Genomic DNA, 12,012 nt, shown 5'->3' with positions numbered 1-12,012 from the left:
GCGTCGTGGCCGCGGCTCTTCCCGACGTTCTCGCATCGCGTACTCGCAACGATGGATGCATCAGGCGATGGCGAAACGCTCGCCCGCTGCGGTGCCCTGGAAGCAATCCCGGTAGTCGCCCGGGGCTACGCCCAAGACACGCAGGAAGGTGCGACGCAGTGTCTGTTCGTCCGATAGACCGGTCAGCGCCGCAATGCGCTTGATCGGCGCGTTTCCGGATTCCAGCAGGCGGCGCGCCGCTTCCACGCGTAGCGTTTCCACCGCCTTGGCTGGGGTGACACCGCATGTGCTGCGGTAGACGCGTGCGAACGTGCGCGGCGACATCTGGTAGAGACGACGGACGCGCGGCTTCTCCCCGTGGTGGAGTACGCATCCACGGTCAGCGCAAGTGTCGCCTCATCCATCCCGGGTGCGCCCAGCACATCGATCTGCTAGCCACTGTGCAGCCATCGGTTGGTATACAGCACCTTCGCCAGCGGCCACGCGGTTGTGCCAAGGCGGGGACGGAATGCATCACTGTCGTGCTGCGGCGACCAATCCTTTGCACCGAGCGTCCATGCCAGTTCCTGCGCCTTCGCATGCCCGCTGATGGCCTCAACCAACGCGATCGATGCCGGGATCGCGGCGCTCACGCCTGCGGTAGAGATCCACGTTCCATCCGCGACATATCCGGGGCGCCGCGCGCCGGCAGTGCAGGCCGCGCCGCCGGCTCGGCACACCCGCCAAGGATCATGCACGCGGCCCAGGCAGCGCGACGGATAACGCGGTGAAACGCAAGGGGGCCACGGCGATGCCGCAGAGGAGATATCTGCTGATTCTTCAGCCACAACCTGCTGTCGGCAATGTCGCTGACCCGTCATCTACTGCCACGGCTAGCCGGCTAATGGCCGACGACTGGCGCGCGTGTGCCCGCAGCAAACCCGTGACTTCGAGCGCGCCATGCAATGCAAAATCCAACCGCCAGCAACAAGGCCATGGCCGCCGGAAAGGTCTGCGCGCCCCATTGGTCCAGCAGCACGCCGCCCACCACACCACCACCGGCGATGACACTGTTCCAGGCAACGACATTGAGCGACAGCGCGACATCGGCCCCTTCTCCTGCGCTATCGGCAAGTGCAGTCTGCAGCAGCGTCGCCGCTCCACCGAACGTCAGACCCCACACCGCCACACACCCGTAAACGACGGGCTGCATGTCCTGCAGTAGCGCCAGCACCACAGAGAGTGCGAAGAACGTCGCCAGCGAGATCAATACAGTGCGGCGGAGGTGATGCTCCACCAGCTTTGCTGCCACGCCGATACCAACCAGTGCGGCTGCGCCGAACACCAACAGCAGCACGTCCACACGATGGCCCAGCCCAGCGTGTGCGGCGAACGGCGCCACATAGGTGTAGAGGATGTTGTGGGCCAACATCCACGCCATCACGGTGGCGAGCACGGGACGCACGCCAGGAGTGCCAAGCACCTTGCGCAGCGGCACACGCTGCGCTGCCGATTGGCCGGGATAATCGGGCACCTTCACCAGCACCCAGACGATCAAAACGACTGTCAGAACCGACATCGCGGCAAACGCACTCCGCCAGCCCAGCATGCCGCCCATCCAGGTGCCCAGCGGCACGCCCAGGGAGAGCGCAATCGGTGTGCCCACCATCGCAATCGCCATCGCCCTGCCTTGCTGTTCCGGCTGCACCATGCGCCGGGCGTAACCGGCCAGCAGGCTCCAGGCCAGGCCCGCGGCTGCGCCAGCAAACAAACGCGCCACCAACGTCAGGCTGTAGTTGGTTGAGAGTGCAGTGATGGAGTTGAACACCAGAAAGCCAACAATGGTGAGCAGCAGCACGTTACGTCGCCTCCACTGCTGGGTGGCAATGGTCAGCGGGATTGCAGCCACCACCGAACCCAACGCATAAGCGGTCACCGTCTGCCCAGCCAGTGCGGGGGTGATGCCAAGGCCTGCGGACATGTGCGGCAACAGTCCTGCAGGAAGGGTTTCGGTCACGATGCAGATGAAACCGGTCATCGCCAGCGCCAACAGGGCGGCGATGGGTAACGGCGCGGGAATCGCACTGGCCGTTGATGTGTTTGGAGAGGTCACATGCTGTCCTTGGTTGAGATAAGTTTCGGGCCAGATCACGCCGATCCGTATCGATCGGTACACATATAAGCCAAAAAGAAACAGGCCATCTACCGAACAGCCTGTCCGTGCCTGCTATCGAAAGGAACATATATGTATCGCTCGGTATGTATATTACGAAGCGACCATATTGTCAACGACATATGTATCGACTAGTCTGTATGTAGGTATCGGAGAGTGCAATGGCACAGATGGGAAGGCCACGTAGCTTCGACCGCGACACCGCGGTTGAGCAGGCGCTTCACCTGTTCTGGGAACAGGGCTACGAATCGACCTCGTTGAGCCAACTCAAGGCGGCGATTGGCGGCGGCATCACCGCGCCCAGCTTCTACGCAGCGTTCGGCTCCAAGGAGGCACTCTTCAAGGAATGCATGGAACGCTACCTGGCGAACTACGCGAAGGTGACCCACTGCTTGTGGGACACCTCGCTCGGTCCGAAGCAGGCGGTGGAGCTTGCACTGCGCCGCTCAGCCAAGATGCAATGCGAGCGCGGCCACCCAAAGGGCTGCATGGTCACGTTGGGAGTGATGAGCGCGCCGTCACCCGAACTTTCTGCGCTCTGCACCCCACTGACGCGCTCGCGTGCCCGCACACGCGGCGGCATCCGCGCCTGCGTGGAACGCGCCATCGTCAACGGAGAACTTGGGCCGGATGCCGACCCCGCTGCACTCACATGCGTGTTCGACAGCTTCCTGCTTGGGCTATCCACACTCGCCAGGGACGGCATGAGCTTCAAGGCGATGGATGCTGCCATTACGCAGCTCATGGGGTTCTGGGACGCCCAGACCCACTAGGCAGGCAGCACTTCAACCCGTGCGCCGCAGAACGCCGGGATGGCGTTCGCTGCGGGATGACAGAGCTAGATTCGTTTGAGAGCCCGCTTGCCTCGCTGCGCCTGTCTCTCAGGGTCAACTTTCGCAGTGAATGACTCAAGCCGCCGGACCTGGTTACAGGTATCGATGGTAGCGGCAGCGCGCATTGCGTGACTTTTTAGTCGAAAGTGCCGATAGCGGAAAGCCGCACCAACTCGTCCACCACGTAGCGCACCTTCGGGCGCAAGTGGCGCGTGCGCGGCCACAGCGCGAAGATTTCGATGCAATAGGCCGTGCACTCTTCCAGGACGAGCTGCAGCCTGCCCGACGGGATGTGCGGGCGCACCAGCGAGATCGGCATCTGGCAGATGCCCAGACCTGCGATCGCGGCGTCGATGACCGCGTCGCCGTCATTCAATTGATGCGTTCCTTGCGGCACAAAATCGCCGGCGCTCACCGTGTCGCCAAACCGCCAGCCGACAGGCTGGCCATTGCGGAAGCCGACGATGCTGCGATGCGCCTGCAGGTCCTTGATGGTGCGGGGAGTTCCGTGTGCAGCGAGATACCCAGGTGAGGCGCATAGCACCAGTCGCTGCCGCCCCAGTTTGCGCGCAACCAGGCCACCGGAGCTTTCAACGCCGCCAAACCGAATCGTCAAGTCGATGCCTTCCTGAGCCGGATCGATCAGATGGTCGTTGAAGGAGAGCGTGTAGTGGAGAGCGGGATGCGCTGCGCCGATGCGGAGCAGGATCGGCAGCATGACGTGGCGACCGAAAGACGACGGCATGTCCACGCGCAACCGGCCGCTGGGCAGTGACGACTGAGAGGCAAGGCCGGCTTCTGCGCTGGCGATCTCTTCCAACGCAGCAGCGCATGTCGCGAAATAGGATTCGCCATCAGCAGTGAGCGCGATGCGGCGCGTGGTGCGATGGAACAGGCGCACGCCCAGCCGCGTCTCCAGGCGGGCGATCGCCTTGCCTACCGCCGAGCGCGAGATCCCCAGCGACTCGGCCGCCTCGGTGAACGTCCTGGAACGTGCCGCAGTGACGAAGGTGACCAGTCCATTGAGTGTCTCGACAGGGATCATCAGCCGCTCTTTGGGGAATCGATGTCCCCAATGGCGGGACGCCAAGCGCCTTTATGTGCGCCGAAGTCAACCTTACCTTCTTTAGCCTGTCCCCACCAACTAGCGCCCTCCCCATGACATCAACGATTTTCCACCCCTTCGATCTCGGCGACATCCGGCTGCGCAACCGCATCGTCATGGCACCGATGACCCGCGCGCGCAATCCGGGATGCGTGGCGAACGCATTGACGGCCACGTACTACGCTCAACGCGCGAGCGCAGGCCTGATCGTCAGCGAGGGCACTCCCGTCTCGCAGCAAGGCCAGGGCTACATCGATGTGCCCGGCATCTGGTCGCAGGAGCAGGTCGCCGGCTGGAAGATGGTGACCGATGCAGTGCATGCCCAACAGGGCAACATCTTCGCCCAGTTGTGGCATGTGGGCCGCATGTCGCACACCTCGCTGCAGCCCAATGGCGCCGATCCGGTGAGCGCGAGTACGCGCCCGGTGGCATCCAGCTCCAAGAGCTTTGCGTTTATCTACCGCGAAGACGGAACGCGCGGGACGGCTGAGCCCAGCCCGGCACGTGCGCTCGAGACCGAAGAAGTGCCAGGCATCGTCGGCGATTTCGAGCAGGCGGCACAACGCGCGATCGACGCCGGCTTCGACGGCATCGAGATCCATGCCGCCAATGGCTACCTCTTCGAACAGTTCCTCAACCCGATCACCAATGACCGTGTCGACGCCTACGGTGGTTCGCTGCAGAACAGGGCGCGGCTCATTCTCGAGACCGTGGATGCGGTGGCTGCACGCATCGGCTCACGCAAGGTGGGGATCCGCCTTGCACCGAACAATCGCCAATTCGACATGCCCGCGTATGCGGAGAGCGAGGCCAGCTACCTCTACCTGGCCGAAGAACTGGCCAAGCGCGAGCTTGCGTATGTGCATCTAAACGACAACCACGCAGACGGCTCCCCGGACATGAGCGAAACATTCCTCGCAGCGTTCAAGCGCACCTACGGCGGCACCGTGATCCTTGCGGGCAAATTGAACCTGGAGCGCGCGGCTCGGTTGATCGATCAGGCAGTGATCGACCTGGCCGCGTTCGGCCAGCCCTTCATTGCAAACCCGGACCTTGTGGCACGCCTGCAGACAGGCGCACCGCTCGCAGCTCCGGATCGCGACACTTACTACGGCGGCGGCGCAGAGGGCTACACCGACTATCCGGCCGCAACCTGAAGCACGAGCATCCACTTTCGATGCATCCGCCGGCGGCTGACGCTGCGCGCTGCGAATTCCCCTCCAGAGGGATATCGCAGCGCGCATCGGCATGCTCCTCCACCAGGCTGCACCGCGTATGGAGGTGTGCTTGAGTGACGCGTCTTCCATTGAGCTGGCGGTACGCGTGATCGCCGGCGGCGCGTCATCGACCGACCCTGCCCCAGCCAACCTTGATGGACCTTCCAATGACCCTCGGTAGCGTGGACATGACAGCACGACAAGCGGCGGCGTGAGAGCCGCATGCGGTCAGACGGGCGCGTTGGCCAATACCTGACATTAGAGGTTGGGCGACATGGCTACCTGCCTTGACCTTCGACGCGTCTGCTCGCCCACCGACTACTAGAGCCCAGTCTGAAGATCCGGCAGGCACGACCAAGCGCTGCCGGAGGTTCTCGAAAGGAGCTCCCTTAACTCCAATGCTTTGCCGTTGACACGGGCCGTGAGCGGGAGCGAGTATTCATGCGTCGCCGCATATTCGGCGACCGGGCTTGGCGGCCTGACTGTCAGCGGCGAAAGCCGCATTGAGCATGCTCTGCGGCTTTTTCGTGCCCGGCGTTGTCTGTTTTTATGGACGGCCGGACGGGGAGGCTGCAAAGCCTGCCGGCGCTGACCCGGTCCGCCAACCCCGTTCGGTCGTCCACCCTGCTTGGCGGCGTGGTGGATGGTTCGCTCATCGAACTGGAGTCAGCACCATGTTCTACAACACCCAACAAGCACCCGCGTCTGTGGCGCGCCAGATCGGCCACCATATCGATCTGATCGCCAACGCTTTCGAATGCAGTCATGCGTGGCTGAACCAGATGGCACGCCTCGTAAGCACATGCAAAGCCATCCACGCGCTCCCGTTTGCCGACAATAAAGCAGCGATCGCTGCAGTTGATCCCTTGTGCGCGCAGGTGCGGTCATGAGCACTAGCAAACAGTTCCGCGTCTGCACCGGCGTCACCCTCAGCTTCGAAATGATGCAGGGCTATGTGCTGGCCATGCTGCATTCCCACGCGCAGCCTGGTCTGCCGCCGATCCTGATCGCCTGCGAAGCCACGGGCCTTGATGACGTCTTGCCGGGCGGCGATGCGCAGAGCATCGTGCTGGGCCGGCTGCATGTCTGTATGCATGAAGACCAGGCAGTTGACGTCCTCACCTGGCTGCGCAGGCAAGCGCACCGTAACGGAGCGATACGATGACTACCGCACACGCAAACGCTTATCCAGAAGACGCCAACTACGCAATCAGCGAAGAAGAACACGACGTGTCCCGGTAGTTTCCGAGCCACAAAAAAGGCACTTGGACGCGCGTCCAAGTGCCTGCTTTCTATTGGCCCACCCTCAACCACACTTCGGCCCGAATCCCTATATTTGCAAGGATTAGACCATCTAAGTAATGACAGTTACCACCACAGTTACTGTCAGGACTTTCATGTTGTCGTACAGCGCCACGCCTTTGGAGCACAGTCAAGACCCCGGGATGTGCAGCTCTGGCGCCAGCGCTATGCTAAGGCAATGTCCGTCAGTCATTTAGAGGCTATGCCGCATGTCAGATCTTCTAACCGACACCCTTGAGGCACGCTTGTGGGCACACGGAGCCACTGCTCGACATGAGGGTGGCATCTATGGGCTGATCGCTGCGGGAGTGATCTGGACAGATGCTCGTGCTGCGGACGGATCGCTCATCGTGGAGGCGAGTCCCGACTCTTTATTACGAGCGTTAGCGCTGGAACCACTCCAGCTGCTACATAACCATGACCCTGGCCGCCCTATTTGCCACGTACTTGAGGCTGCAGCTTTTCAGGCGCAGGAAGGACAGCGATTTGTCGCAGCGATCCTAGGCTATTACACACGTGATCAAGCTGTCACTTTTTCCGATCTGCAATTGGATCAATTTCCTGGAGACCATATAAGCGAATCGAACGAATTGGACGCGAACACACGGATAGAGATTTCCTGGGATCCTCGGGAATTACCTGACGGCTGGGTTGAGGATGCTGTCCTAGACGCTCCACTTCCCGTAGAGGAAACTCAGCTATCACTCAATGCCAGCGAATCAATTCAAGAGCTCGTTCGAATCGGAATCGGTTTTGCGTTCTTGGTGTGGAACCCTCTAGTCAAAGGATTCGCGACGGAGGCAGGAAAGGCCGCCTACTCAAGCTTCAACAACTGGCTGAAAGAATTTATTGCTAGGGCTAGCAAGCGTAAGGCCCCTCTAGTCTGCATTGATAGCAATCAGCAGGACTGCCATGTCATTTTTTTAATTCGAGGAAATGACATTTCAGTGAACTATGCTGCGCATGAAGCGCTATCCCAAGCTGCTACTGAAGGGGCTAACTTGATCTCTGCGCTAGCGCGGCGAGGAACCCCGGCTTCCAAGCTAGTGTACGAGTTCGACGCCAAAGCACTTAGGTGGTTCCCATCCTACGCTGTGCTGGACGGCGGGCGAATCATCACGAGCACTCCTATGCTCATTGCGACAGCCTCAGATTTGCCTACGGGCCTGAGCCTTGGCATGAATCGCTCAGACATGGTCGAGACCAAGCAAAGCAAGCATTGACCGACTAAACGGCGTATCACGCAAACCAGCCGTCAGGGCGCGGCTTCCTTGCCTAAAGCCTGACCGCAGGAGGGGTCGCGATGCCTCTAATATTTCGCTGTCCGCACTTGCCGGGTGGGTTCTTCTGCACTCCGGCAAATCCGACAGCCGGCGCCGTAATGATGGGAGCGAGCATGCTTAGAGCGCAGCGACGCCTGCGAATCCCTACACTCGGGCGGCGGTCCGGACCGCCTCTACACCTGTGTAGCCATGCAACGGGCCGAGGTAAGGAAGAGCCCGTACTTAATTAGGTTTCAGCACAGGTCCCCCAGGAACTTGCCCGGATCAGGCAGAAAGTGCGATATCTCAAACAGGTACGCTTCTGGAGCCAGAGTATTGCTTCAGGCGAATCCGGCTTTTCCGGCGGAGGCGGCGCATCCAGGTCGCCCTGAATGAAGTAGATGGTCTTGTTGGACGTGGTCATGGCGGCGCGTTCCTTGCGGTTGGAGTTCAGGTGGAAACCCGTGAAGCACTTGGACATCCAGAAAGGATCAGGACCCTCTCAGCCGCTTGCGAAGCGCCAGCCGCCCTGCCCGCTTCCGGGGATCGCAGCGGCGTGTAAGCCGCAGGTCAATGCAGTAGCAGACGCTGGCCAACGGCAGGCATAACAACAGATACAGGCCTGGCAGGGCCCTGCCGGGTACGCCGTGGTTGATGAGGAGATCCATCAAAGGCAGCATGAAAGCGAGCGAGAAGAGCGAGACAAACAGGTGCCAGAAGCTGAAGAATAGGTATCGATTGGTCCAGCGCGTGCCCTTCGCCGGGCTGTCGATCGACTCGGTTGCCAGGCGGTGTGCAGCCACCCGCAGCCGGCATCCGCAGCCAAGCATTCCGGACACGAACACGATGCCCACATAGATCAGCGAAAGGGTCAGCATGTGTCAGCGCTCGCGCAGGGCTTCAGTGGTGTGCTGTTGAAAAGGACTAAGCAGGTAGTCGATGACCCGGCGCTTGCCCGTCTTGATCTCTGCACTAAGGCTCATCCCGGCATTCAAACGCACACGTATACCATCGATGTTCAGCGTGGCCCGCTCCAGCTTCACCCGGGCAGGGAACACTAGACCCGGTTTGCGCGCGGTGAATGCCGGCAATCATGCGTTCGTCGCTTGAAGCCGTCTTACGGCCTCGTGCCCTCGGAGATTGCGCCGCCAGCGAAGTAAATCGCCCGCTCAGCCCGGGCTGCGGCGTTGGCTGACGCGAGTGGCATGCGACTCGATGGGCTCGGCACGCACTGGAATCAGCGAGTGGAAGCCTTCATGCAAGTTGTTCGCCGCGCGAACCAGCAGTCCCAATAGTTCGTGCGCTCCGTCTTGCATCTCACGAATAGTCTGCTTCAACTTCACGGAAGTATCGCCGCTGGTTGCTAGGTAATGCTCGTCAGCCTCACCACCCTTGTGCTCGAACACGTGGCGGCGCTGAAACCTCAGGGCAAGAAAGTCGATGTCGGCGGGCTTCAGGCCCTTCGCTAGATCGATGTCGAAGATCTCGCGAAACAATGCCAGCGTTCCCCTGAAGTCGTGAAAGCGCTTCCGTAGGCGGTCCTTCCTACCTGTTGTAAGCGGAACCAACTTCGCCAGTTGCTTGGCGTATTGCCCTACAAACGAATCGAATGCCGCAACGCTATCGCGAATTGCATTTTCCGGACGACCACCGCCGTTCAGGGCCTTGCGGATCTCGGGCACGGTCTCCTTCTCGAACACCGCCAAGTCATTCCGGGTACCACAGCCAGAGCAGTAACCGTAGGTGCCGAGGATGTCATTAAATGTTCCGCACGCCACGCAGCGGAACTGGTGCTGCTGGCTTTGCTCCGACACATAGAATGCCGGTTTGGGAGTGCTGGATCCCACCGCGTCGGCGACCTTATCCATGTCGATTTCGATGTCGCTATCGTTGTCGGCGTCGAGTGCGTTCATGAGCGCGCGGCAAAACTGGTCCACGTAGGCACGCTGCGCGTCGGAAAGGAAGTCGAGGCTTGGAACCTCTACGCGACAGTAGGGACAAGTCCAAGGCCATGGTTCGCTACGCCAGTATTCCCTACACACCGGGCAGTGGTGCCCGAACTTCCCCGTACTATCGGAAGCGACCATCACCATGTAGGCGCCAAGCACCGAGGGGGCCGGAATGGGGACCCCAATATCTACTGCGCTAATCGGCTCCAGCGGAATTCCCTGCGGAAGGGCGAAGAGCTGAATGAGCGTCGACGGGTTAGGCCGCGAGCTCGACCAGTGCAGCTGGTACGACTTACCGCCGCTATCATTGGTGCGCAATCGGACCACCAACTTGCCGCCGGAGTGGGCGATCTCCTGAAACTCTCCGGTACTCTGCGACATACGATCCACCTTCATTGTCGGAGTCACCATCATAGCCATGCGAGAAGGATGACCGGACGGCTGACCAACTGCCGCAGACCAGGGTAGGGGTCGGCGCTTGCGCCAGCCCGGGGAATCGGGGTCAGAGTCATTTTGGAGCCCGCTTGCTTACGCGAAGCCACCCCACGACATCGCGCTGATGTGGTTCATGCCGACGGCTCCCACGGATTGACGATGCTCACTCCCGTCGGCTTGAAGCCGGCCGCGTTGCGCGTAACCACCGCCATGCCGTGCACCAGCGCCGTCGCCGCGATGAGCGCGTCGCGCTCGCCGCGCTTGTCTGGTACGTGCAGCCGAGCGCAGCGCTGCGCCACGGCGGTATCGATAGGCAATGTTCGCCCGGAGAATTCTGGTAATACATGCTGCTCAAACCAGGAGCGCAGCATGGCCCCCTGCGTCGCGTCCTTGCGTTCAATCGACAGAACGCCGAGCTCCAACTCCATGATGGTGATGACCGATACGAAAAGGTCGGCGGCATCAACACTTTCACTCCACGCCGTCACATTCGCATCGGCCTTGCCCAGGCGTACTTTGCGCAGCTCCGACAGCACATTGGTATCGAGCACGTACATCATTCCAGATCAGCCGGCCGGGCTCCAATAGACACGCGCGGCGGCTCAAACTCGATCTCCGCAACGCCCGGCATCGCCAGCGCATCGGCAATGTTGCGCCGCTGCTTGGTCAGCCGCTGATAGTCCTCGAAGCTCAACAGCACATGCGCAGGCTTGCCGCGATCGGTGATAAACACTGGACCGCCCTTGGTGGCCTTCTTTGCTCGTGTCACGTCCTGGTTGAGCTCACGGCTAGAGAGGGTTGTGATGGCCATAGGACACCTCCGGAATCAAGCGAATGTAGTAACGTTACTACAGAACTAATCAAGTGGAAAGCGAGGGCCTAGGTCATCGTCATCCTAGCGATGACCGAACAGCCTGATCGAAAACCGTTTTAAGCCGATAGGGTCTTGAAATACCCAGAGGCAGCACCGGACTGCTAAGACCATGGGAGAAAAAGGTGTGAGCGCATCGAAACCGTCGCAATAACGGTGCACATGGACCACTGCTGACTGACTGAGAAGAACTACGACGGGCGTCTTCGCATCGTGATTGCTGATACCACAGGATTGCAGGCGAGACATCCAAGATGTGGTCACGTTGCGCGAACAGCGCAGCAGACAGATGGATCGCAACAATCTAACGCCCAACTCGTGCCGGTGTTTTCTATGCCTGTCTACGCAAGTGGGCGAGGACGCGATCAGTGATCCTTATTGAAACCAGATCCCGCAGCAGACAGCGACGCGCGCAGACAGGTAAACTTTCGAGTCGCCGGACGGTTCGAGATGCAGCGCATCTCGCAATCCAGTACGCCGGGCCTATAGCTCAACGGTTAGAGCAGAGGACTCATAATCCTTTGGTTCCAGGTTCGAATCCTGGTGGGCCCACCAGTTAAATCAATGATTTGCTGACGCGTCTCATCTTAAGAGAGAGGCCAAAGGTACATTTTCGGTACAGTCCGGGAAGTAGAGACCTATGGCAACACTCGTAAAAACCCCCGCAGGTTCTTGGAAGGCCGTCATCCGTAAGACTGGATGGCCTCCTGCGATCAAGACATTCCGCACCAAGCCTGATGCCGAGGACTGGGCTAGGCGCGACGTCCACCCAATTTTGAGTAGCGCCTCAGTTTGGAGTCCAATTCCCTACCCCGAGGAGATTGGACGTGAAGAAACGTTTTACTGACGAGCAGGTCATCGGCTTTCTGCGCGAAGCCGAAAGCGG

The 12,012-nt window shown here is 60.5% G+C and carries 14 protein-coding genes, 1 tRNA gene and 2 pseudogenes; 7 read left to right on the top strand and 10 right to left on the bottom strand.

Annotated elements, in window-relative coordinates; genetic code table 11:
* Nucleotides 1-60: 60 nt before the first annotated feature.
* From ABS769_RS16060 to ABS769_RS16050, 3 genes are all read right to left on the bottom strand, one after another.
* Nucleotides 61-324: a helix-turn-helix domain-containing protein gene (locus ABS769_RS16060; RefSeq protein ID WP_317062348.1), complete on the bottom strand. Its 264-nt coding sequence runs from the start codon at nucleotides 322-324 to the stop codon at nucleotides 61-63.
* Between the two features lie 107 nt (nucleotides 325-431).
* Nucleotides 432-632, bottom strand: a complete 201-nt coding sequence (locus ABS769_RS16055) for a hypothetical protein (protein ID WP_317062349.1) — start codon at nucleotides 630-632, stop codon at nucleotides 432-434.
* A 248-nt stretch (nucleotides 633-880) separates the two neighbouring features.
* A complete protein-coding gene (locus tag ABS769_RS16050) occupies nucleotides 881-2,017 on the bottom strand; it encodes an MFS transporter (protein ID WP_430544177.1) in 1,137 nt (378 codons plus the stop codon).
* A 296-nt stretch (nucleotides 2,018-2,313) separates the two neighbouring features.
* On the opposite strand from ABS769_RS16050, the gene ABS769_RS16045 reads away from it, so the two are divergent.
* Nucleotides 2,314-2,925, top strand: coding sequence for a TetR/AcrR family transcriptional regulator (locus ABS769_RS16045; RefSeq protein ID WP_317062351.1), 612 nt, complete (start codon nucleotides 2,314-2,316; stop codon nucleotides 2,923-2,925).
* Between the two features lie 196 nt (nucleotides 2,926-3,121).
* Here ABS769_RS16045 and ABS769_RS16040 read toward each other — a convergent pair whose 3' ends face one another.
* Nucleotides 3,122-4,075, bottom strand: coding sequence for a LysR family transcriptional regulator (locus ABS769_RS16040; RefSeq protein ID WP_317062352.1), 954 nt, complete (start codon nucleotides 4,073-4,075; stop codon nucleotides 3,122-3,124).
* A 68-nt stretch (nucleotides 4,076-4,143) separates the two neighbouring features.
* Between ABS769_RS16040 and ABS769_RS16035 the strand changes: the two genes are divergently transcribed.
* The 4 genes from ABS769_RS16035 to ABS769_RS16020 all read left to right on the top strand — a co-directional run bounded on the left by ABS769_RS16035 (nucleotide 4,144) and on the right by ABS769_RS16020 (nucleotide 7,832).
* Nucleotides 4,144-5,247 (top strand): alkene reductase, encoded by a 1,104-nt coding sequence (locus ABS769_RS16035; protein WP_317062353.1) that lies wholly within the window; start codon nucleotides 4,144-4,146, stop codon nucleotides 5,245-5,247.
* A gap of 734 nt (nucleotides 5,248-5,981) precedes the next feature.
* The gene (locus ABS769_RS16030) at nucleotides 5,982-6,197 is read left to right on the top strand and encodes a hypothetical protein (protein ID WP_317062355.1); all 216 of its coding nucleotides are present in this window, start codon (nucleotides 5,982-5,984) and stop codon (nucleotides 6,195-6,197) included.
* Nucleotides 6,194-6,472 carry a hypothetical protein gene (locus ABS769_RS16025; protein ID WP_317062356.1) on the top strand — a complete coding sequence of 93 codons (279 nt, stop codon included), beginning with the start codon at nucleotides 6,194-6,196 and terminating at the stop codon, nucleotides 6,470-6,472. The genes ABS769_RS16030 and ABS769_RS16025 overlap by 4 nt, the downstream gene beginning before the upstream one ends.
* A gap of 346 nt (nucleotides 6,473-6,818) precedes the next feature.
* The gene (locus ABS769_RS16020) at nucleotides 6,819-7,832 is read left to right on the top strand and encodes a hypothetical protein (protein ID WP_317062357.1); all 1,014 of its coding nucleotides are present in this window, start codon (nucleotides 6,819-6,821) and stop codon (nucleotides 7,830-7,832) included.
* Between the two features lie 286 nt (nucleotides 7,833-8,118).
* Here ABS769_RS16020 and ABS769_RS16015 read toward each other — a convergent pair whose 3' ends face one another.
* From ABS769_RS16015 to ABS769_RS15990, 6 genes and pseudogenes are all read right to left on the bottom strand, one after another.
* A complete protein-coding gene (locus tag ABS769_RS16015; RefSeq protein WP_317062359.1) occupies nucleotides 8,119-8,295 on the bottom strand; it encodes a hypothetical protein in 177 nt (58 codons plus the stop codon).
* A 67-nt stretch (nucleotides 8,296-8,362) separates the two neighbouring features.
* Nucleotides 8,363-8,749 carry a hypothetical protein gene (locus ABS769_RS16010; RefSeq protein WP_317062360.1) on the bottom strand — a complete coding sequence of 129 codons (387 nt, stop codon included), beginning with the start codon at nucleotides 8,747-8,749 and terminating at the stop codon, nucleotides 8,363-8,365.
* Between the two features lie 3 nt (nucleotides 8,750-8,752).
* A pseudogene (locus ABS769_RS16005) lies at nucleotides 8,753-8,941 on the bottom strand (hemolysin secretion protein D); the annotation flags it as partial.
* A 99-nt stretch (nucleotides 8,942-9,040) separates the two neighbouring features.
* Entirely contained in the window at nucleotides 9,041-10,201 is a 1,161-nt protein-coding gene (locus ABS769_RS16000) for a hypothetical protein (RefSeq protein WP_317062362.1), read from the bottom strand.
* Between the two features lie 185 nt (nucleotides 10,202-10,386).
* Nucleotides 10,387-10,812, bottom strand: a complete 426-nt coding sequence (locus ABS769_RS15995) for a type II toxin-antitoxin system VapC family toxin (protein ID WP_350498201.1) — start codon at nucleotides 10,810-10,812, stop codon at nucleotides 10,387-10,389.
* Entirely contained in the window at nucleotides 10,812-11,066 is a 255-nt protein-coding gene (locus tag ABS769_RS15990) for a type II toxin-antitoxin system Phd/YefM family antitoxin (protein ID WP_317062364.1), read from the bottom strand. The genes ABS769_RS15995 and ABS769_RS15990 overlap by 1 nt, the downstream gene beginning before the upstream one ends.
* A 539-nt stretch (nucleotides 11,067-11,605) precedes the next feature.
* Here ABS769_RS15990 and ABS769_RS15985 point away from each other — a divergent pair.
* A tRNA-Ile gene (locus ABS769_RS15985) sits at nucleotides 11,606-11,681 on the top strand.
* 85 nt (nucleotides 11,682-11,766) lie between these two features.
* A pseudogene (locus ABS769_RS15980) lies at nucleotides 11,767-11,886 on the top strand (site-specific integrase); the annotation flags it as partial.
* Nucleotides 11,887-12,012 lie beyond the last annotated feature (126 nt).

This window comes from Xanthomonas hortorum (assembly GCF_040279205.1).
GTDB lineage: Bacteria > Pseudomonadota > Gammaproteobacteria > Xanthomonadales > Xanthomonadaceae > Xanthomonas > Xanthomonas hortorum_F.
Note: the sequence above shows the minus strand (reverse complement) of the source record. Positions and strands in the feature narration are given on the sequence as shown.

Bases quoted from the DNA above. Each gene is read 5' to 3' on its own strand.
- ABS769_RS16060 (WP_317062348.1), bottom strand. From the start codon at position 324: ATGTCGCCGCGCACGTTCGCACGCGTCTACCGCAGCACATGCGGTGTC.
- ABS769_RS16050 (WP_430544177.1), bottom strand. From the start codon at position 2,017: ATGACCGGTTTCATCTGCATCGTGACCGAAACCCTTCCTGCAGGACTG.
- ABS769_RS16045 (WP_317062351.1), top strand. From the start codon at position 2,314: ATGGCACAGATGGGAAGGCCACGTAGCTTCGACCGCGACACCGCGGTT.
- ABS769_RS16035 (WP_317062353.1), top strand. From the start codon at position 4,144: ATGACATCAACGATTTTCCACCCCTTCGATCTCGGCGACATCCGGCTG.
- ABS769_RS16030 (WP_317062355.1), top strand. From the start codon at position 5,982: ATGTTCTACAACACCCAACAAGCACCCGCGTCTGTGGCGCGCCAGATC.
- ABS769_RS16025 (WP_317062356.1), top strand. From the start codon at position 6,194: ATGAGCACTAGCAAACAGTTCCGCGTCTGCACCGGCGTCACCCTCAGC.
- ABS769_RS16020 (WP_317062357.1), top strand. From the start codon at position 6,819: ATGTCAGATCTTCTAACCGACACCCTTGAGGCACGCTTGTGGGCACAC.
- ABS769_RS16015 (WP_317062359.1), bottom strand. From the start codon at position 8,295: ATGACCACGTCCAACAAGACCATCTACTTCATTCAGGGCGACCTGGAT.
- ABS769_RS16010 (WP_317062360.1), bottom strand. From the start codon at position 8,749: ATGCTGACCCTTTCGCTGATCTATGTGGGCATCGTGTTCGTGTCCGGA.
- ABS769_RS16000 (WP_317062362.1), bottom strand. From the start codon at position 10,201: ATGTCGCAGAGTACCGGAGAGTTTCAGGAGATCGCCCACTCCGGCGGC.
- ABS769_RS15995 (WP_350498201.1), bottom strand. From the start codon at position 10,812: ATGTACGTGCTCGATACCAATGTGCTGTCGGAGCTGCGCAAAGTACGC.
- ABS769_RS15990 (WP_317062364.1), bottom strand. From the start codon at position 11,066: ATGGCCATCACAACCCTCTCTAGCCGTGAGCTCAACCAGGACGTGACA.